The organism is Streptomyces sp. NPDC046379 (assembly GCF_055587785.1).
Genome location: NZ_JBVJFP010000020.1, coordinates 1 through 19,801 on the forward strand (window position 1 = coordinate 1; position 19,801 = coordinate 19,801).

Sequence of the window (19,801 nt, forward strand, 5' to 3'; positions counted from 1 at the left end):
AAGCAGTGGAGGGAGTTGATGGAGGCCCGGCGCCACCTGTACGAGGAAGTGGCCAGCGCGGTCGTATCCACCGACGGCCGCACCCCCGAAGAGGTTGTCCGAGAAGTGCTCAACGCCCTGGAGTTGAAGGAAGCATGAGCGAGACGACGCGGATCCGGGTCGGCGGCACGGCGGGCTCCGACCCCTACGACGTCCTGGTGGGCCACCGGCTGCTCGGGGAACTCGCCGGGCTGATCGGCGAGAAGGCCCAGCGGGTCGCCGTCATCCACCCCGAGGCGCTCGCGGAGACCGGCGAGGCGCTCCGCACCGACCTGGCCGATCAGGGCTTCGAGGCCGTCGCCATCCAGGTGCCCAACGCCGAGGAGGCCAAGACCGCCGAGGTCGCCGCCTACTGCTGGAAGGCGCTCGGGCAGTCCGGCTTCACCCGCACCGACGTCATCGTCGGCGTCGGCGGCGGCGCCACCACGGACCTCGCCGGGTTCGTCGCCGCGACCTGGCTGCGCGGGGTGCGCTGGATCGCCGTACCGACGACCGTGCTCGCCATGGTCGACGCGGCCGTCGGCGGCAAGACCGGCATCAACACCGCCGAGGGCAAGAACCTCGTCGGAGCCTTCCACCCGCCCGCGGGCGTGCTGTGCGACCTCGCGGCGCTCGACTCCCTCCCGGTCAACGACTACGTCTCCGGACTCGCGGAGATCATCAAGGCCGGATTCATCGCCGACCCGGTCATCCTCGAACTCATCGAGAGCGACCCCGAGGCCGCCCGCACCCCGTCCGGCCCGCACACCGCCGAGCTGATCGAGCGGTCGATCCGGGTCAAGGCCGACGTGGTCTCCAGCGACCTCAAGGAGGCCGGACTGCGGGAGATCCTCAACTACGGCCACACCCTCGGGCACGCCATCGAGAAAAACGAGCGCTACAAGTGGCGGCACGGCGCCGCCGTCGCCGTGGGCATGCACTTCGCCGCCGAACTCGGCCGCCTCGCGGGCCGGCTGGACGACGCGACCGCCGACCGGCACCGCACCATCCTGGAGGCGGTCGGCCTGCCGCTGCACTACCGCTACGACCAGTGGCCCAAGCTGCTCCAGAACATGAAGGTCGACAAGAAGTCCCGCGGCGACCTGCTGCGCTTCGTCGTCCTGGACGGCCTCGCCAAGCCCACCATCCTGGAGGGCCCCGACCCGGCCGTACTTCTCGCCGCCTACGGCGAGGTCGGCCAGTAGCCCGCGCCGCCAAGGCCGACTCCCCGGCCGCCGTTCACCAAACGGCGGCCGGGGACGGTACCGTTCGGTAGGAAGCGGGGCAGGCGCCCCGCTGCCAGCGCCAATCGCCTGTACGAGACGGAGTGGCACCGGATGCAGCACGCAGTGGGGTCTCCGCTGCCGCCGCCCCATCAGCCGGGGCACGGACCGGACGCCGGCTGGTCGCCGGCCGCACATCACCCGGACCACCGGCAGCCGGGGGCGCCGCCCGGGCCCCCGCACCCCGGCGCCGTGCCGCCTCCGCCCTCCCCGCCCGGCTTCGCCGTACCACCGCCCACCGGACCCGTCCCGCCGGTCCCGCCCGCGCCGGGGCACACCGTCGCGGCCCCGGTCCCGCAGGACGCCACCGGCCACGTACCGCTGCCGCCCGGCGGCCCCGTCGGCGTGCCGAGCGCCCCGCCCGCCGTGGCCGCCCCCGACCCGGCGACCACGACCCTCGCGGTGCTCCTGATAGGCCCGGCGGGCGCCGGCAAGACCAGCGTCGCCAAGTACTGGGCCGACCACCGCCGGGTGCCCACGGCCCACATCAGCCTGGACGACGTCCGCGAATGGGTGCGCTCCGGCTTCGCCGACCCGCAGTCCGGGTGGAACGAGAACTCCGAGGCCCAATACCGCCTCGCCCGCCGCACCTGCGGCTTCGCCGCCCGCAACTTCCTCGCCAACGGCATCTCCTGCATCCTCGACGACGCCGTCTTCCCCGACCGCCCGGTCGTCGGCCTCGGCGGCTGGAAGCGGCACGTCGGACCGGGCCTGCTCCCCGTCGTCCTGCTGCCGGGCCTCGACATCGTGCTGGAGCGCAACGCCGAGCGCAGCGGCAACCGTCGCCTCAGCGACGAGGAGGTCGCCCGGATACACGGCCGCATGGCCGGCTGGTACGGCTCCGGGCTGCCGATCATCGACAACTCCCAGCTCGACGTCGAGGGCACGGCCCGGGTCCTGGACGAGGTGCTGGCCCGGTCGATCGCCAGCCCGCCGCAGTGGTAGGAGCACGCTGACCCCGGCCGGTCCGCCGCCCGGCGTCCGGCCGCTGCTCCACTCGGCCCCTCCCGACCGGCGCGGCCCCGGCCGAGCTCTTACGCTCGGCACATGTCAGAGGTGTACGCGGCCCGCCGGACGCGGCTACGTGAGCGGTGCAACGCGGGAGGCAGCGCGGCGGCGCTGGTCTCCCGACCCGCCAACGTGCGCTACCTCGCGGGCGCCGCGCCGCACGGCGCCGCGCTGCTGCTGGGCAGGCGCGAGGACCTGCTGGTGGTCGCCGGCCCGCCCGACGACCGTACGCCGCCGCAGGGACGCCCAGACGAGAACCTGCGGGTGCACACCCTGCCCGGCCCCGGCGGCGACCCGGCCGTCGCGGCCGCCGGCCTCGCCGCGGAGCAGGGCGCCGACTCCCTCGCGGTCGAGGAGCACCACCTCACCGTGGCCAGACACCGGGCCATCGGCTCCGTCGCGCCCGCGCTGCGGCTGGCCGACCTCGGCGGCGCGGTCGAGCAGCTGAGGGTGGTCAAGGACGAGGAGGAGATCTCCTGTCTGCGCATCGGCGCGGAGATCGCCGACCAGGCCCTCGGCGAACTGCTGGAGTCCATCCTCGTCGGGCGCACCGAACGCCACCTCGCCCTCGAACTCGAACGGCGGCTGGTCGACCACGGCGCCGACGGCCGTGCCTTCCCCACCTCCGTCGCGACGGGCCCGCACTCCGGCCGGCGCGGCCACCGGCCCACCGACCGGCGGGTGGAGGAGGGCGACTTCCTCACCGTCTGCCTCGGCGCCGCCTACCGGGGCTACCGCTGCGAGATCGGCCGCACCTTCGTCATCGGCACCAGCCCCGCCGACTGGCAGATCGAGCTGTACGACCTGGTCTTCGCCGCCCAGCGCGCCGGACGCGAGTCGCTGGCGCCGGGCGCCGCCCACCGCGACGTCGACCGCGCCGCACGCCAGGTACTGGCCTCGGCGGGTTACGGAGAAGGGCTGCCGGAGCTGACCGGACACGGCGTCGGACTCGAAATCCACGAGGACCCTCGGATCGCCCCCACAGCCATGGGTAAACTGGACGCTTGCGTGCCGGTCACCGTCGAACCGGGGGTCCACCTCCCGGGCCGGGGCGGTGTCCGGATCGATGACACGCTCGTCGTGCGCCCCGAGGCGGACGGCGGACCCGAGCTACTCACCATCACGACCAAGGAGCTGCTCGCGCTCTAGCCTCGCGCTGGGCGCCTGCCCCGGGGTCGTCCACGTCAGTCCAGGAGATTCCGCAACCGTGGCTTCCACGAACGACCTCAAGAACGGCATGGTGCTCAAGCTCGAAGGCGGCCAGCTCTGGTCCGTCGTCGAGTTCCAGCACGTCAAGCCCGGCAAGGGCCCGGCATTCGTGCGCACCAAGCTCAAGAACGTGCTTTCCGGCAAGGTCGTCGACAAGACCTTCAACGCCGGCGTCAAGGTCGAGACGGCCACCGTCGACAAGCGCGACATGCAGTTCTCCTACATGGACGGCGAGTACTTCGTCTTCATGGACATGGAGACCTACGACCAGCTCATGGTCGACCGCAAGGCCGTCGGCGACGCCGCCAACTTCCTGATCGAGGGCTTCACCGCCACCGTCGCCCAGCACGAGGGCGAGGTGCTCTTCGTCGAGCTGCCGGCCGCCGTCGAACTGACCGTCCAGGAGACCGAGCCCGGCGTCCAGGGCGACCGCTCCACCGGCGGCACCAAGCCCGCCACCCTGGAGACCGGCCACCAGATCCAGGTCCCGCTCTTCATCACCACCGGCGAGAAGATCAAGGTCGACACCCGTACGAGCGACTACCTCGGCCGGGTGAACAGCTAACCGTGGCTGCCCGCAACACGGCCCGCAAGCGCGCCTTCCAGATCCTCTTCGAGGGCGACCAGCGCGGAGCCGACGTCCTCACGGTCCTCGCGGACTGGATCCGGCACTCCCGGACCGACACCCGGCAGCCGCCGGTGAGCGAGTACACGATGCAGCTGGTCGAGGGGTACGCGCAGCACGCGGGCCGCATCGACGAGCTGCTCGGCCAGTACTCGGTCGGGTGGACGCTCGACCGGATGCCGGTCGTGGACCGCAACATCCTCCGCCTCGGCGCCTACGAGCTGATCTGGGTCGACGAGACGCCGGACGCCGTCGTGCTGGACGAGATGGTGCAGCTGGCCAAGGAGTTCTCCACGGACGAGTCGCCGGCGTTCGTCAACGGCCTGCTCGGACGGCTCAAGGAACTCAAGCCGTCCCTGCGGCGGGACTAGTCCCGCCGCAGGGCCCCGGCCCGAGCGACGACGCACAGGAAACCGCCGGGGTGGTCCGGACCGAGTAGGTCCGGACCACCCCGGCGGTACGTTTCTGCGGGCTGCCCGTGTCGCGGTCAGCTGTCCTCGTGGGTCACCGCGCGGCGCGCGTCCGCGTCCAGCACGCCCCAGCTGATCAGCTGCTCGGTGAGGACCGAGGGGGACTGGTCGTAGATGACGGCGAGTGTGCGCAGGTCGTCCTGGCGGATCGAGAGGACCTTGCCGTTGTAGTCACCGCGCTGGGACTGGATCGTCGCGGCGTAGCGCTGGAGCGGGCCCGCTTTCTCGGCCGGCACCGTGGCCAGCCGCTCCAGGTCCAGGACCAGCTTCGGCGGGGGCTCGGCCGCGCCGCCGGGGGTGGTGCCCGGGAGGAGCTCCTGCACGGGAACGCCGTAGAAATCCGCCAGCTCGGCGAGTCGCTGCACGGTCACGGCGCGGTCGCCGCGCTCGTACGAACCGACCACGACGGCCTTCCAGCGTCCCTGGGACTTCTCCTCGACACCGTGGAGGGAAAGGCCCTGCTGGGTGCGGATGGCCCGGAGCTTGGCCCCGAGCTGTTTGGCGTATTCGCTGGACATATGGCTCCCCGGACACTGTGTCGACGCGGCCTGCAGTGTTGCGAGCCGCGCGGCTGGTAACTCACTGTGAGGTTACGCAGCGTTACTCTGCCGCGTCAAGCCGAATGGTCCGCACCGACGCTTCCGCGCTCCTCGGACCCCATTGCGCCGTCCGGGTGACTGGACACCGGCCCTGGGGCCCCCTGAGCGCGGCCCCGGCGGCCTGCTACCGTGGAGGACGCAATCCCGACGTCCTTTAAGGTCCGTCCCGTGAGGCGGAGAAGGAGGTCCGTTTCGTATGGACACGCAAGCGTCCGATGCCAGGCCCGTGCTCGAAGGGCCCGACATCGCGCGGGTACTGACCCGCATCGCCCACGAGATCGTCGAGCGCGCCAAGGGCGCCGACGACGTGGTGCTCCTCGGCATCCCCACCCGCGGCGTCTTCCTCGCCCAGCGGCTCGCCGTCAAGCTCGAGCAGATCACCGAGCGCAAGGTGCCCTGCGGTTCGCTGGACATCACCATGTACCGCGACGACCTGCGCATGCACCCCCCGCGCGCGCTGGCCCGCACGGACATCCCCGGCGACGGCATCGACGGCAGGCTGGTCGTCCTCGTGGACGACGTGCTCTTCTCCGGCCGCACCATCCGCGCCGCCCTCGACGCCCTGAACGACATCGGGCGACCGCGCGCCGTGCAGCTCGCGGTCCTGGTCGACCGGGGCCACCGCGAACTGCCCATCCGCGCCGACTACGTCGGCAAGAACCTCCCCACGTCGCTGCGGGAGACGGTCAAGGTCCAGCTCGCCGAGGAGGACGGTCGCGACACCGTGCTGCTCGGCGTCCAGCAGGCCGCACCGGGCGAGCGGCAGTAACACCCGAAGCGCGCGCGGCGCCGCCGCGCGCCCGTTCGGCACGCCCTCGCACGCCCGAAATCTCCTCAATGAACTGCCTTACGGAGCCTGACAGATGCAGCGTCATCTCATCTCGGCCGCCGACCTCACCCGCGACGACGCCGTCCTGATCCTCGACACCGCCGAGGAGATGTCCCGGGTGGCCGACCGGCCGATCAAGAAGCTGCCGACCCTGCGCGGCCGCACCGTCGTGAACCTCTTCTTCGAGGACTCCACCCGGACCCGGATCTCCTTCGAGGCCGCGGAGAAGCGGCTGTCGGCGGACGTCATCAACTTCTCCGCCAAGGGCTCCAGCGTGTCCAAGGGCGAATCCCTCAAGGACACCGCGCAGACCCTGGAGGCCATGGGCGTCGACGCCGTCGTCATCCGGCACGGCGCCTCCGGGGCCCCGTACCGGCTGGCGAACTCCGGCTGGATCGACGCGGCCGTCATCAACGCCGGCGACGGCACCCACCAGCACCCCACCCAGGCGCTGCTCGACGCGTTCACCATGCGCCGCCGCCTCGTCGGCCGGGACGCCGGGCTCGGCCGGGACCTCGCCGGCAAGCGCGTCACCATCGTCGGCGACGTCCTGCACAGCCGGGTCGCCCGCTCCAACGTCGACCTCCTGCACACCCTCGGCGCCGAGGTCACCCTGGTCGCCCCGCCGACCCTGGTGCCGGTCGGCATCGAGAGCTGGCCCTGCGAGGTCTCCTACGACCTCGACAGCACCCTGCCCAAGTCCGACGCGGTGATGATGCTGCGCGTCCAGCGCGAACGGATGAACGCCGCGTTCTTCCCCACCGAGCGCGAGTACTCCCGCCGCTACGGCCTCGACGGCGAGCGCATGGCGCGGATGCCCGAGCACGCCGTCGTGATGCACCCCGGCCCCATGGTCCGCGGCATGGAGATCACCGCCGAGGTCGCCGACTCCGACCGCTGCACGGTCGTCGAGCAGGTCGCCAACGGCGTCTCCATCCGCATGGCCGTCCTCTACCTGCTGCTCGGCGGCGCGGTCTTCGACTCCAGAAACGTCCCCGCCGCCACCCCCGCCCGTTCCACCGAGGAGAAGTAACCGACCATGAGCAAGATCCTGATCCGTGGTGCGCGGGTGCTCGGCGGCGAGCCGCAGGACGTCCTGATCGACGGCGAGACCATCGCGGCCGTCGGAGCCGGACTGCCCGCCGAGGACGCCGAGGTCGTCGAGGCCGGCGGCAAGGTGCTGCTGCCGGGCCTGGTCGACCTGCACACCCATCTGCGCGAGCCCGGCCGGGAGGACTCCGAGACCGTCCTCACCGGCACGCGCGCGGCGGCGAGCGGCGGTTACACCGCGGTGTTCGCCATGGCCAACACCTTCCCGGTCGCCGACACCGCCGGCGTCGTCGAGCAGGTCTGGCGGCTCGGCCGGGAACACGGCTACTGCGACGTCCAGCCCATCGGCGCCGTCACCGTCGGCCTGGACGGCCAGAAGCTCGCCGAGCTGGGCGCCATGCACGAGTCCGCGGCCGGCGTCACCGTCTTCTCCGACGACGGCAAGTGCGTCCACGACGCCGTGATCATGCGCCGCGCGCTGGAGTACGTGAAGGCCTTCGGCGGCGTCGTCGCCCAGCACGCGCAGGAGCCGCGGCTGACCGAGGGCGCCCAGATGAACGAGGGCGTCGTCTCCGCCGAGCTGGGGCTCGGGGGCTGGCCGGCCGTCGCCGAGGAGTCGGTCATCGCGCGGGACGTGCTGCTCGCCGAGCACGTCGGCTCCCGCGTGCACATCTGCCACCTGTCCACCGCCGGCTCCGTGGAGATCGTCCGCTGGGCCAAGTCCCGTGGCATCCAGGTCACCGCCGAGGTCACCCCGCACCACCTGCTGCTCACCGACGAGCTGGTGCGCACCTACAACCCCGTCTACAAGGTCAACCCGCCGCTGCGCACCGAGCGGGACGTGCGCGCGCTGCGCGAGGCCCTCGCCGACGGCACCATCGACATCGTCGCCACCGACCACGCCCCGCACCCGCACGAGGACAAGGACTGCGAGTGGGCCGCCGCCGCCATGGGCATGGTCGGCCTGGAGACCGCGCTGTCGGTGGTGCAGGAGACCATGGTCGACACCGGTCTGCTGGACTGGGCGGGCGTCGCCGACCGGATGTCCTTCAAGCCCGCCGAGATCGGCCGGGCCGCCGGACACGGCCGTCCCGTCTCGGTTGGTGAGCCCGCCAACCTCACGCTCGTGGACACGGCATACCGTGGGCCGGTGAACCCCGCGGGCTTCGCCTCGCGCAGCCGCAACACCCCCTACGAGGGTCGCGAGCTGCCGGGCCGTGTCACGCACACCTGGCTGCGGGGCAAGGCCACGCTCGTCGACGGGGAGCTCACATGACATCCGTAATCCTGCTGGCCGCCGAGAAGGAATCGGCGGAAGTGACCGACTGGGCCGCCCGCATCGGCTGGGTCGTCGGGCTCGCCCTCTTCGTCGCGCTCGTCTACTGGCTGATGCGCGAGGGCTGGAAGTGGCGCGGCACGCTCCAGAGCGACCTGCCCGAGCTGCTCACCGCGCCGGAAGAGACGGGCCCGGTGAAACTGAGCATGAGCGGCCGCTACCACGGCTCCACCACCGCCGGCCAGTGGCTCGACCGCATCGTGGCGCACGGCCTGGGCACCCGCAGCAGGGCCGAGCTCACGCTGACGGACGCGGGACTGGACGTCGTACGCCCCGGCGCGGCCGACTTCTTCGTCCCGGCCTCCGCACTGCGCGAGGCCCGGCTCGACAAGGGCATCGCCGGCAAGGTGCTCACCGAGGGCGGACTGCTCGTGGTGACGTGGGCCCACGGCGACCGGCTGATCGACTCCGGCTTCCGCTCCGACCGGGCGGCCGAGCACCCCGAGTGGGTCGCCGCGATCAACTCCATGACCAAGACCAACGACACGGAAGGCGCCGAACGATGACGACCTCCACCCGGGGAACCGCCCAGGCTCCCGCCGTACTCGTCCTGGAGGACGGCCGGATCTTCCGTGGCCGCGCCTACGGGGCCGTGGGGGAGACCTTCGGCGAGGCCGTGTTCTCCACCGGCATGACCGGCTACCAGGAGACCCTCACCGACCCCTCGTACCACCGCCAGGTCGTCGTGATGACCGCCCCGCACGTCGGCAACACCGGCGTCAACGACGAGGACGCCGAGTCGAAGCGGATCTGGGTCTCCGGCTACGTCGTGCGCGACCCCGCGCGCGTGCCCTCCAACTGGCGCTCCCGCCGCTCCCTCGACGAGGAACTGGCCGCCCAGGGCGTCGTCGGCATCAGCGGCGTCGACACCCGCGCCCTCACCCGGCACCTGCGCGAGCGCGGCGCCATGCGCGTCGGCATCTTCAGCGGCGACGCCGTCCGCGACGACGCCACCCTGCTCGCCCGCGTGCAGGAGGCGCCCGAGATGAAGGGCGCCGACCTCTCCGCCGAGGTCGCCACCACCGAGCCGTACGTCGTCCCCGCGATCGGCGAGAAGAGGTTCACCGTCGCCGCCGTCGACCTCGGCATCAAGGGCATGACCCCGCACCGCATGGCCGAGCGCGGCATCGAGGTGCACGTCCTGCCCGCCACCGCGACCGTGGACGACGTCTACGCCGTGAACCCCGACGGCGTCTTCTTCTCCAACGGCCCCGGCGACCCCGCCACCGCCGACCACCCCGTCTCCGTGATGCGGGGCGTCCTGGAGCGCGGCACGCCCCTGTTCGGCATCTGCTTCGGCAACCAGATCCTGGGCCGCGCGCTCGGCTTCGGCACCTACAAGCTGAAGTACGGCCACCGCGGCATCAACCAGCCCGTGCAGGACCGCACCACGGGCAAGGTCGAGGTCACCGCGCACAACCACGGCTTCGCCGTCGACGCCCCGCTCGACCAGGTCTCCGAGACCCCCTACGGGCGCGCCGAGGTCTCCCACGTCTGCCTCAACGACAACGTGGTGGAGGGCCTCCAACTGCTCGACAAGCCGGCTTTCAGCGTCCAGTACCACCCCGAAGCGGCAGCCGGCCCGCACGACGCCGCCTACCTGTTCGACCGCTTCGTTTCCCTGATGGAGGGCCAGCGTGCCTAAGCGCACCGATATCCAGTCCGTCCTGGTCATCGGCTCCGGCCCGATCGTCATCGGCCAGGCCGCCGAGTTCGACTACTCCGGCACCCAGGCGTGCCGCGTGCTCAAGGCCGAGGGCCTGCGCGTCATCCTGGTCAACTCCAACCCGGCGACGATCATGACCGACCCGGAGATCGCCGACGCCACCTACGTCGAGCCGATCACCCCCGAGTTCGTCGAGAAGATCATCGCCAAGGAGCGCCCCGACGCCCTGCTGCCCACCCTGGGCGGCCAGACGGCCCTGAACACCGCCATCTCGCTGCACGAGAACGGCGTCCTGGAGAAGTACGGCGTCGAACTGATCGGCGCCAACGTCGAGGCCATCCACAAGGGCGAGGACCGCGACCGGTTCAAGGAGGTCGTCGAGGAGGTCCGCAAGAAGATCGGGCACGGCGAGTCCGCCCGCTCGGTCATCTGCCACTCCATGGACGACGTCCTCGCCGGCGTCGAGACGCTCGGCGGCTACCCCGTCGTCGTCCGCCCCTCCTTCACCATGGGCGGCGCCGGCTCCGGCTTCGCCCACGACGAGGAGGAGCTGCGCCGCATCGCCGGTCAGGGCCTCACCCTCTCGCCGACCACCGAGGTCCTCCTGGAGGAGTCCATCCTCGGCTGGAAGGAGTACGAGCTGGAGCTGATGCGCGACAAGCACGACAACGTCGTGGTCGTCTGCTCCATCGAGAACTTCGACCCCATGGGCGTGCACACCGGCGACTCCATCACCGTCGCCCCGGCGATGACGCTCACCGACCGCGAGTACCAGACCCTGCGCGACATCGGCATCGCCGTCATCCGCGAGGTCGGCGTCGACACCGGCGGCTGCAACATCCAGTTCGCGGTGAACCCCGAGGACGGCCGGGTCATCGTCATCGAGATGAACCCGCGCGTGTCCCGCTCCTCGGCGCTCGCCTCCAAGGCGACCGGCTTCCCCATCGCCAAGATCGCCGCCAAGCTCGCCGTGGGCTACACCCTGGACGAGATCCCCAACGACATCACGCAGGAGACCCCGGCCTCCTTCGAGCCGACCCTCGACTACGTGGTCGTCAAGGCACCCCGCTTCGCCTTCGAGAAGTTCCCGCAGGCCGACTCCACGCTGACCACCACCATGAAGTCGGTCGGCGAGGCCATGGCCATCGGCCGCAACTTCACCGAGGCGTTCCAGAAGGCGCTGCGCTCGCTGGAGAAGAAGGGCAGCCAGTTCGCCTTCACCGGCGAGACCGGTGACAAGGAGGAGCTGCTGCGCGCCTCGGTCCGGCCGACCGACGGCCGGATCAACACCGTCATGGCGGCCATCCGCGCGGGGGCCACGCCCGAGGAGGTCTTCGCCTACACGAAGATCGACCCCTGGTTCGTGGACCAGCTGTTCCTCCTCAAGGAGATCGCCGACGAACTGGCCGAGGCGCCCGAGCTGACCGCCGAGCTGCTGGCCGAGGCCAAGCGGCACGGCTTCTCCGACCAGCAGATCGGCGAGATCCGCGGCCTGCGCGAGGACGTCGTGCGCGAGGTGCGGCATGCGCTCGGCGTCCGCCCGGTCTACAAGACGGTCGACACCTGCGCCGCCGAGTTCGCCGCGAAGACCCCGTACTTCTACTCCTCCTACGACGAGGAGACCGAGGTCGCCCCGCGCGAGAAGCCCGCCGTGATCATTCTGGGCTCCGGCCCCAACCGCATCGGCCAGGGCATCGAGTTCGACTACTCCTGCGTCCACGCCTCCTTCGCGCTGAGCGACGCCGGGTACGAGACCGTGATGGTCAACTGCAACCCCGAGACCGTCTCCACCGACTACGACACCTCCGACCGGCTGTACTTCGAGCCGCTCACCCTGGAGGACGTCCTGGAGATCGTCCACGCCGAGCGGCAGGCCGGGCCGGTCGCGGGCGTCGTCGTACAGCTCGGCGGCCAGACGCCGCTGGGCCTCGCGCAGGCGCTCAAGGACAACGGCGTGCCGATCGTGGGCACGCCCCCGGAGGCGATCCACGCCGCCGAGGACCGCGGCGCGTTCGGGCAGGTCCTCAAGGAGGCCGGGCTGCCGGCCCCCAAGCACGGCACGGCCACCACCTTCACCGAGGCAAAGGCCATCGCCGACGAGATCGGCTACCCGGTGCTGGTCCGGCCCTCCTACGTGCTCGGCGGGCGCGGCATGGAGATCGTCTACGACGAGGCCCGCCTGGAGACCTACATCGCCGAGTCGACCGAGATCAGCCCCTCCCGGCCGGTGCTCGTCGACCGCTTCCTGGACGACGCCATCGAGATCGACGTCGACGCCCTCTACGACGGCGAGGAGCTGTACCTCGGCGGCGTGATGGAGCACATCGAGGAGGCCGGCATCCACTCCGGCGACTCGGCGTGCGCGCTGCCCCCCATCACCCTGGGCGGCTTCGACATCAAGCGGCTGCGCGCCTCCACCGAGGCCATCGCGCGCGGCGTCGGGGTGCGCGGTCTGATCAACATCCAGTTCGCCATGGCGGGCGACATCCTCTACGTCCTGGAGGCCAACCCGCGCGCCTCGCGCACGGTGCCCTTCACGTCCAAGGCGACCGCGGTACCGCTCGCCAAGGCCGCCGCGCGGATCTCGCTCGGCGCCACCATCGCCGAGCTGCGCGCGGAGGGCCTGCTGCCGGCCACGGGCGACGGCGGCGAGCTGCCGCTGGACGCGCCGATCTCCGTCAAGGAGGCCGTGCTGCCCTGGAGCCGCTTCCGGGACACCTCCGGCCGCGGCGTGGACACCGTCCTCGGCCCGGAGATGCGCTCCACCGGCGAGGTCATGGGCATCGACTCGGTGTTCGGCACCGCGTACGCCAAGTCGCAGGCGGGGGCGTACGGCCCGCTGCCCACCAAGGGCCGTGCCTTCATCTCCGTCGCCAACCGCGACAAGCGGTCGATGATCTTTCCTGCGCGCGAGCTGGTGGCGCACGGCTTCGAGCTGCTCGCCACCTCCGGCACCGCCGAGGTCCTGCGCCGCAACGGCATCAACGCCACCGTCGTGCGCAAGCAGTCCGAGGGCACGGGCCCGAACGGCGAGAAGACCATCGTCCAGCTCATCCACGACGGCGAGGTCGACCTCATCGTCAACACTCCGTACGGCACGGGCGGCCGCCTCGACGGCTACGAGATCCGCACCGCGGCCGTGGCCCGCTCGGTCCCGTGCCTGACCACGGTCCAAGCGCTCGCCGCGGCGGTCCAGGGCATCGACGCCCTCAACCGCGGCGACGTGGGCGTCCGGTCGCTCCAGGAACACGCGGAACACCTGACCGCGGCCCGCAGCTAGCCCCGAGGGGGACACCGGAAACGGTGTCCCCCTCTTCATGAGGCCCCATGGGGCCCGAAGGACACCAAAAGATGTACGAGCTCTTCTTCCGCCTGGTCTTCCGGCGCATGGACCCAGAGAAGGCCCACCACCTCGCCTTCCGGTGGATCCGCCTCGCCGCCCGCGTGCCGGTGCTGCGCACCTTCGCCGCCGCCGTGCTCGCGCCCCGCTACAAGGAGCTGCGCACCGAGGCCCTCGGACTGCGGATGCACGGCCCCTTCGGGCTCGCCGCCGGCTTCGACAAGAACGCCGTCGCCGTGGACGGCATGGCCATGCTCGGCTTCGACCACGTCGAGATCGGCACCGTGACCGGGGAGCCCCAGCCGGGCAACCCCAGGAAAAGGCTGTTCCGGCTGGTGCCCGACCGGGCGCTGATCAACCGCATGGGCTTCAACAACGACGGTTCGCTCGTCGTCGCCGCCCGGCTGGCCGCCCGCGAGCCGGTCTTCCGGACGGTCGTCGGCGTCAACATCGGCAAGACGAAGGCCGTCCCCGAGGCGGAGGCCGTCGCCGACTACGTGAAGTCGGCCGAGCGCCTCGCCCCGTACGCCGGCTACCTGGTCGTCAACGTCTCCTCGCCCAACACTCCGGGGCTGCGCAACCTCCAGGCCGTCGAGCACCTGCGCCCGCTGCTGACCGCCGTGCGCGAGGCCGCCGACCGGGCGACGCCCGGCCGCCGGGTGCCGCTGCTGGTGAAGATCGCCCCGGACCTCGCGGACGAGGACGTCGACGGCGTCGCCGACCTCGCGGTGGAGCTCGGCCTGGACGGCATCATCGCCACCAACACCACCATCGCCCGCGACGGACTCGGCCTCACCTCCGACCCCGCCCTGGTGCGGGAGACCGGCGGCCTGTCCGGCGCCCCCCTCAAGGCACGCTCCCTGGAGGTGCTGCGCCGCCTGTACGCGCGCGTGGGCGACCGGATCACCCTGGTCGGCGTCGGCGGCATCGAGACCGCCGAGGACGCCTGGCAGCGCATCCTCGCCGGAGCGACCCTGGTCCAGGGCTACAGCGCCTTCGTCTACGAGGGCCCCTTCTGGGCCCGCGCGATCCACAAGGGCCTGGCCGCGCGGCTGCGCACGAGCCCGTACGCCACCCTCGCCGACGCGGTCGGCGCCGACGTGAGGAAGACGACGACATGACCTCCCTCGAGGCCTTCGGCGCCCGGCTGCGCCGCGCGATGGACGAGCGCGGCCCGCTCTGCGTCGGCATCGACCCGCACGCCTCCCTGCTCACCGAGTGGGGTCTGAACGACGACGTGGCGGGCCTGGAGCGGTTCAGCCGCACGGTCGTGGAGGCGATGGCCGACCGGGTCGCCGTGCTCAAGCCGCAGAGCGCGTTCTTCGAACGGTTCGGCTCGCGCGGCGTGGCCGTGCTGGAGACGGCGGTGCGGGAGGCGCGGGAGGCCGGCGCGCTGGTCGTCATGGACGCCAAGCGCGGCGACATCGGCTCCACCATGGCCGCGTACGCCGAGTCCTTCCTGCACAAGGACGCCCCGCTGTTCTCGGACGCGCTGACCGTCTCCCCGTACCTCGGCTACGGCTCCCTCTCCCCGGCCGTCGCGCTGGCCCGCGAGAACGGCGCCGGCCTGTTCGTGCTGGCGCTCACCTCCAACCCCGAGGGCGGAGAGGTCCAGCACGCCGTCCGCGTGGACGGCCGGAACGTCGGCGCGACCATGCTCGCCCACCTCGCCGCCGAGAACGCCGGGGAGCGGCCCCTCGGGTCCTTCGGCGCGGTCGTCGGGGCGACCCTGGGCGACCTGTCGTCGTACGACCTGGACGTCAACGGGCCGCTCCTCGCACCCGGCATCGGCGCCCAGGGGGCCACGCCCGCGGACCTTCCCCGGGTGTTCGGCGCCGCGGTGCGCAATGTCGTTCCCAACGTCAGCCGGGGGGTGCTGCGGCACGGTCCCGACGTGACGGCGCTGCGTACGGCGGCGGAGCGGTTCGCGGAGGAGATCCGGGCGGCCGTGACCGCGCGGTGAGCGCGGACGGAGGGTGACCGGGGGGCCGGGAGGGCTGCCGGGATCGGGTTCGAGGCTGGATCCATCCACGAATCCGGGGCAGTATGTCTGGAATATCCAGTCCTGACAGAGGCTGACCAGGACTTTTCCGCTGTTCTCGCTGACTCCGGCGCACTTGACCGCTAGTCTCCGTCGAGTGGGGGCACCTCCCGCGCCCCTCAAGGCAGTGGGGGAGAACGGGCAGGCGTGTTGCTCATGGCTCCCCAGGTGTGGGGCAGTAGGTTCCTCACCGGTCCGTATCCGACAGTTCGACATCCGAGGTGACGTAGGCGTGGCTCTTCCGCCCCTTACCCCCGAACAGCGCGCAGCCGCGCTCGAAAAGGCCGCCGCGGCTCGCCGGGAGCGGGCCGAGGTCAAGAATCGACTCAAGCACTCCGGCGCCTCCCTTCACGAGGTCATCAAGCAGGGCCAGGAGAACGACGTCATCGGCAAGATGAAGGTCTCCGCCCTGCTCGAGTCCCTGCCCGGCGTGGGCAAGGTCCGCGCCAAGCAGATCATGGAGCGACTCGGCATCTCCGAGAGCCGCCGCGTGCGCGGTCTCGGTTCCAACCAGATCGCCTCCCTCGAGCGCGAGTTCGGCAGCACCGGCTCCTGACCCGCCGGCCCCGGGGCCCCACTGGTCCCGGGCACTACGGGATTGCTGGAATAATCGCTGCATGAGTGAACGTCCGCGGCTGACCGTGCTCTCCGGACCCTCCGGGGTCGGCAAGAGCACGGTCGTCGCCCACATGCGCAAGCAACACCCCGAGGTCTGGCTCTCGGTGTCCGCGACGACCCGCAGGCCCCGGCCCGGCGAGAAGCACGGAGTCCACTACTTCTTCGTCACCGACGAGGAGATGGACAAGCTGATCGCCAACGGCGAGCTGCTGGAGTGGGCCGAGTTCGCCGGCAACCGGTACGGCACGCCGCGCGCGGCCGTGCTGGAGCGGCTGGAGGCGGGCGAGGCCGTGCTGCTGGAGATCGACCTCCAGGGGGCCCGGCAGGTGCGCGAGTCGATGCCGGAGGCCCAGCTGGTGTTCCTGGCCCCGCCCTCCTGGGAGGAGCTGGTGCGCAGGCTGACCGGCCGGGGCACCGAGGCGCCCGAGGTGATCGAACGGCGCCTCGCGGCGGCGAAGATCGAACTCGCCGCCGAGCCGGAGTTCGACGAAACCCTGGTCAACACCTCCGTCGAGGACGTGGCGCGTGAGCTGCTAGCCTTGATGGATGTCGTGTGATCACGGCATATGTGATCACCGCCCGTCTTTTCCCATCCATCGGAAGGTAGAGCGTGTCCTCTTCCATCTCCGCGCCCGAGGGCATCATCAACCCGCCGATCGACGAGCTCCTCGAGGCCACCGACTCGAAGTACAGCCTCGTGATCTACGCGGCCAAGCGGGCCCGCCAGATCAACGCGTACTACTCGCAGCTCGGCGAGGGCCTCCTCGAGTACGTCGGTCCGCTCGTCGACACCCACGTGCACGAGAAGCCGCTCTCGATCGCTCTGCGCGAGATCAACGCGGGGCTGCTGACCTCCGAGGCCGTTGAGGGCCCGGCGCAGTAGTATTTCCTGCTTGCAGCAGACTTATCCACAGGCCCGGCAGTACGTCTGCCGGGCCTGTGGTGTGTGATGGACCCGTGCGCAGTCCCGGCGCACGGGAGCCGACATGTGCGGGGAGAGACGGTGGACAAGCCCAAGGTCGTCCTGGGGGTGAGCGGTGGCATCGCCGCCTACAAGGCCTGTGAGCTGCTGCGCAGGCTCACCGAGTCGGGCCACGACGTCCGCGTCGTGCCCACCGCCTCCGCGCTCCACTTCGTCGGCGCCGCCACCTGGTCCGCGCTGTCCGGCCACCCCGTCGCCACCGAGGTCTGGGACGACGTCCACGAGGTCCCGCACGTCCGCATCGGCCAGCACGCCGACCTCGTCGTGGTCGCCCCGGCGACCGCCGACCTCCTCGCCAAGGCGGCGCACGGCCTCGCCGACGACCTGCTGACGAACACCCTGCTCACCGCCCGCTGCCCGGTGGTCTTCGCCCCCGCCATGCACACCGAGATGTGGGAGCACCCGGCCACCCAGGAGAACGTGGCGACGCTGCGCCGCCGCGGCGCCGTCGTCGTCGAACCGGCCGTGGGCCGGCTCACCGGCGCCGACACCGGCAAGGGGCGCCTGCCCGACCCGGCCGAGATCTTCGAGGTCTGCCGCCGGGTCCTCGCCCGCGGCGCCACCCGGCCCGACCTCGCCGGCCGCCACGTCGTGGTCAGTGCCGGCGGCACCCGCGAACCCCTCGACCCGGTCCGCTTCCTCGGCAACCGCTCCTCCGGCAAGCAGGGCTACGCCCTCGCCCGCACCGCCGCCGCGCGCGGCGCCCGCGTCACCCTGATCGCCGCCAACACCGCGCTGCCGGACCCGGCCGGCGTGGACGTCGTCCCGGTCGGCACCGCCGTGCAGTTGCGCGAGGCCGTGCTGAAGGCCGCGGCGGACGCCGACGCCGTCGTCATGGCCGCCGCCGTCGCCGACTTCCGCCCGGCGCACTACGCCACCGGCAAGATCAAGAAGAGGGACGGCCAGGACCCCGATCCCGTCGCGCTGGTCCGCAACCCCGACGTGTTGGCCGAGATCTCGGCCGACCGGCCCCGCCCCGGCCAGGTCGTCGTCGGCTTCGCCGCGGAGACCGACGACGTCCTCGTCAACGGCCGCGCCAAACTGGAGCGCAAGCGCTGCGACCTGCTCGTCGTCAACGAGGTGGGGGAGCGCAGAACGTTCGGCGCCGAGGACAACGAGGCCGTGGTGCTCGGCTCCGACGGCAGCGAGACGCCCGTGCCCCACGGGCCGAAGGAGGCGCTGGCCGACGTCGTGTGGGACCTGGTGGCGCGGCGTCTGCGCTGACGACGCCGTCCGCGCTCCCGCAAGCCCCCCGGCGCCCGCGCGTCCGGGCGCGGGGCCTGGCCAAGGCCGCCCGGCTTGGGCAGAATGCCCGTGCCGCAGGTCACAGCACTCCCGAGAAACGAGACAGTGCCCCCTGCGGAGGAGCGTGACAGATAAACTGTCTGCGGACGACGCCGAGCGCAGCTCTCGGCCCGTCCACCCATGATCAGCCAGCAGCCGCTGCAACCACAGGGAGCGTTGTGTCCCGTCGCCTGTTCACCTCGGAGTCCGTGACCGAGGGTCACCCCGACAAGATCGCTGACCAGATCAGCGACACCATTCTCGACGCGCTTCTGCGCGAGGACCCGACCTCCCGGGTCGCCGTCGAGACCCTGATCACCACCGGCCTGGTGCACGTGGCCGGAGAGGTCACCACCAAGGCCTACGCGCCCATCCCGCAGCTGGTCCGGGACAAGATCCTGGAGATCGGCTACGACTCCTCGAAGAAGGGCTTCGACGGCGCCTCCTGCGGAGTGTCGGTGTCGATCGGCGCGCAGTCCCCGGACATCGCGCAGGGTGTGGACACGGCGTACGAGACCCGTGTCGAGGGCGACGAGGACGAGCTGGACCGCCAGGGCGCCGGCGACCAGGGCCTGATGTTCGGCTACGCCTCCGACGAGACGCCCACCCTGATGCCGCTGCCGATCTTCCTGGCGCACCGCCTGTCCAAGCGCCTGTCCGAGGTCCGCAAGAACGGCACGATCCCCTACCTGCGCCCCGACGGCAAGACCCAGGTCACCATCGAGTACGACGGCGACAAGGCCGTCCGCCTCGACACGGTCGTCGTCTCCTCGCAGCACGCCAGCGACATCGACCTCGAGTCGCTGCTCGCCCCCGACATCCGCGAGTTCGTCGTCGAGCCGGAGCTGAAGGCGCTCCTGGAGGACGGCATCAAGCTCGACACCGAGGGCTACCGCCTGCTGGTCAACCCCACCGGCCGCTTCGAGATCGGCGGCCCGATGGGCGACGCCGGCCTCACCGGCCGCAAGATCATCATCGACACCTACGGCGGCTTCGCCCGGCACGGTGGCGGCGCCTTCTCCGGCAAGGACCCGTCCAAGGTGGACCGCTCGGCCGCCTACGCGATGCGCTGGGTCGCCAAGAACGTCGTCGCCGCCGGTCTCGCCGCCCGCTGCGAGGTCCAGGTCGCGTACGCGATCGGCAAGGCCGAGCCCGTCGGCCTGTTCGTGGAGACCTTCGGCACCCACAAGGTCGAGCCGGAGCGCATCGAGAAGGCGATCGACGAGGTCTTCGACCTCCGCCCGGCCGCGATCATCCGCGACCTCGACCTGCTCCGCCCGATCTACGCCCAGACCGCCGCGTACGGCCACTTCGGCCGTGAGCTGCCCGACTTCACCTGGGAGCGCACCGACCGCGTGGACGCGCTGCGCAAGGCCGCGGGCCTGTAGGCCCCCGTTCGCCCACCGAGGCCCGGTTCCCCTCGCGGGAGCCGGGCCTCGGCCG

Annotated in this window: 20 protein-coding genes; 19 read left to right on the plus strand and 1 reads right to left on the minus strand. The window is 71.6% G+C overall.

Annotated elements, in window-relative coordinates:
- The 6 genes from ACZ6KF_RS28520 to nusB all read left to right on the plus strand — a co-directional run.
- On the plus strand, nt 1-138 hold a 138-nt coding region (locus tag ACZ6KF_RS28520), incomplete at its 5' end, for a shikimate kinase (RefSeq protein ID WP_356636083.1).
- Nucleotides 135-1,223: a 3-dehydroquinate synthase gene (aroB, locus tag ACZ6KF_RS28525; RefSeq protein ID WP_469160144.1), complete on the plus strand. Its 1,089-nt coding sequence runs from the start codon at nt 135-137 to the stop codon at nt 1,221-1,223. The genes ACZ6KF_RS28520 and aroB, both read left to right, overlap by 4 nt.
- Before the next feature lie 132 nt (nt 1,224-1,355).
- A complete protein-coding gene (locus ACZ6KF_RS28530; RefSeq protein WP_469160143.1) occupies nt 1,356-2,246 on the plus strand; it encodes a Pro-rich N-terminal domain-containing protein in 891 nt (296 codons plus the stop codon).
- A 102-nt stretch (nt 2,247-2,348) separates the two neighbouring features.
- Nucleotides 2,349-3,458 (plus strand): aminopeptidase P family protein, encoded by a 1,110-nt coding sequence (locus ACZ6KF_RS28535; protein WP_469160142.1) that lies wholly within the window; start codon nt 2,349-2,351, stop codon nt 3,456-3,458.
- A gap of 58 nt (nt 3,459-3,516) precedes the next feature.
- A complete protein-coding gene (efp, locus tag ACZ6KF_RS28540) occupies nt 3,517-4,083 on the plus strand; it encodes an elongation factor P (RefSeq protein WP_043498973.1) in 567 nt (188 codons plus the stop codon).
- Nucleotides 4,084-4,085: 2 nt separating this feature from the next.
- Nucleotides 4,086-4,514 carry a transcription antitermination factor NusB gene (nusB, locus tag ACZ6KF_RS28545; protein WP_356636071.1) on the plus strand — a complete coding sequence of 143 codons (429 nt, stop codon included), beginning with the start codon at nt 4,086-4,088 and terminating at the stop codon, nt 4,512-4,514.
- A 116-nt stretch (nt 4,515-4,630) separates the two neighbouring features.
- Here nusB and bldD read toward each other — a convergent pair whose 3' ends face one another.
- Nucleotides 4,631-5,131 carry a transcriptional regulator BldD gene (gene bldD / locus ACZ6KF_RS28550; RefSeq protein ID WP_356636069.1) on the minus strand — a complete coding sequence of 167 codons (501 nt, stop codon included), beginning with the start codon at nt 5,129-5,131 and terminating at the stop codon, nt 4,631-4,633.
- A 277-nt stretch (nt 5,132-5,408) separates the two neighbouring features.
- On the opposite strand from bldD, the gene pyrR reads away from it, so the two are divergent.
- From pyrR to metK, 13 genes are all read left to right on the plus strand, one after another.
- The gene (gene pyrR, locus ACZ6KF_RS28555) at nt 5,409-5,981 is read left to right on the plus strand and encodes a bifunctional pyr operon transcriptional regulator/uracil phosphoribosyltransferase PyrR (protein WP_356636067.1); all 573 of its coding nucleotides are present in this window, start codon (nt 5,409-5,411) and stop codon (nt 5,979-5,981) included.
- 94 nt (nt 5,982-6,075) lie between these two features.
- Nucleotides 6,076-7,074, plus strand: a complete 999-nt coding sequence (locus tag ACZ6KF_RS28560) for an aspartate carbamoyltransferase catalytic subunit (protein ID WP_469240969.1) — start codon at nt 6,076-6,078, stop codon at nt 7,072-7,074.
- Between the two features lie 6 nt (nt 7,075-7,080).
- Nucleotides 7,081-8,367, plus strand: a complete 1,287-nt coding sequence (locus ACZ6KF_RS28565) for a dihydroorotase (protein WP_356636063.1) — start codon at nt 7,081-7,083, stop codon at nt 8,365-8,367.
- Entirely contained in the window at nt 8,364-8,933 is a 570-nt protein-coding gene (locus ACZ6KF_RS28570) for a PH-like domain-containing protein (protein ID WP_356636061.1), read from the plus strand. Before ACZ6KF_RS28565 ends, ACZ6KF_RS28570 begins: the two co-directional genes overlap by 4 nt.
- Nucleotides 8,930-10,072 (plus strand): glutamine-hydrolyzing carbamoyl-phosphate synthase small subunit, encoded by a 1,143-nt coding sequence (gene carA / locus ACZ6KF_RS28575; RefSeq protein WP_356636059.1) that lies wholly within the window; start codon nt 8,930-8,932, stop codon nt 10,070-10,072. The genes ACZ6KF_RS28570 and carA overlap by 4 nt, the downstream gene beginning before the upstream one ends.
- Nucleotides 10,065-13,373, plus strand: coding sequence for a carbamoyl-phosphate synthase large subunit (carB, locus tag ACZ6KF_RS28580; RefSeq protein WP_356636057.1), 3,309 nt, complete (start codon nt 10,065-10,067; stop codon nt 13,371-13,373). Before carA ends, carB begins: the two co-directional genes overlap by 8 nt.
- A gap of 71 nt (nt 13,374-13,444) precedes the next feature.
- On the plus strand, nt 13,445-14,554 hold the full coding sequence (locus tag ACZ6KF_RS28585; protein ID WP_469240972.1) for a quinone-dependent dihydroorotate dehydrogenase: 1,110 nt from the start codon (nt 13,445-13,447) through the stop codon (nt 14,552-14,554).
- Nucleotides 14,551-15,396 (plus strand): orotidine-5'-phosphate decarboxylase, encoded by an 846-nt coding sequence (gene pyrF, locus ACZ6KF_RS28590; RefSeq protein ID WP_469240974.1) that lies wholly within the window; start codon nt 14,551-14,553, stop codon nt 15,394-15,396. The genes ACZ6KF_RS28585 and pyrF overlap by 4 nt, the downstream gene beginning before the upstream one ends.
- 310 nt (nt 15,397-15,706) lie before the next feature.
- Nucleotides 15,707-16,030: an integration host factor gene (locus ACZ6KF_RS28595; RefSeq protein WP_003977346.1), complete on the plus strand. Its 324-nt coding sequence runs from the start codon at nt 15,707-15,709 to the stop codon at nt 16,028-16,030.
- A gap of 61 nt (nt 16,031-16,091) precedes the next feature.
- Complete coding sequence (gene gmk / locus ACZ6KF_RS28600; RefSeq protein WP_356636051.1) at nt 16,092-16,649, plus strand: guanylate kinase; 558 nt, start codon at nt 16,092-16,094, stop codon at nt 16,647-16,649.
- Between the two features lie 53 nt (nt 16,650-16,702).
- Nucleotides 16,703-16,975 carry a DNA-directed RNA polymerase subunit omega gene (gene rpoZ, locus ACZ6KF_RS28605; protein ID WP_003988945.1) on the plus strand — a complete coding sequence of 91 codons (273 nt, stop codon included), beginning with the start codon at nt 16,703-16,705 and terminating at the stop codon, nt 16,973-16,975.
- Between the two features lie 120 nt (nt 16,976-17,095).
- On the plus strand, nt 17,096-18,298 hold the full coding sequence (gene coaBC, locus ACZ6KF_RS28610) for a bifunctional phosphopantothenoylcysteine decarboxylase/phosphopantothenate--cysteine ligase CoaBC (protein ID WP_469240975.1): 1,203 nt from the start codon (nt 17,096-17,098) through the stop codon (nt 18,296-18,298).
- Between the two features lie 239 nt (nt 18,299-18,537).
- A complete protein-coding gene (gene metK, locus ACZ6KF_RS28615; protein WP_356636047.1) occupies nt 18,538-19,746 on the plus strand; it encodes a methionine adenosyltransferase in 1,209 nt (402 codons plus the stop codon).
- Nucleotides 19,747-19,801 lie beyond the last annotated feature (55 nt).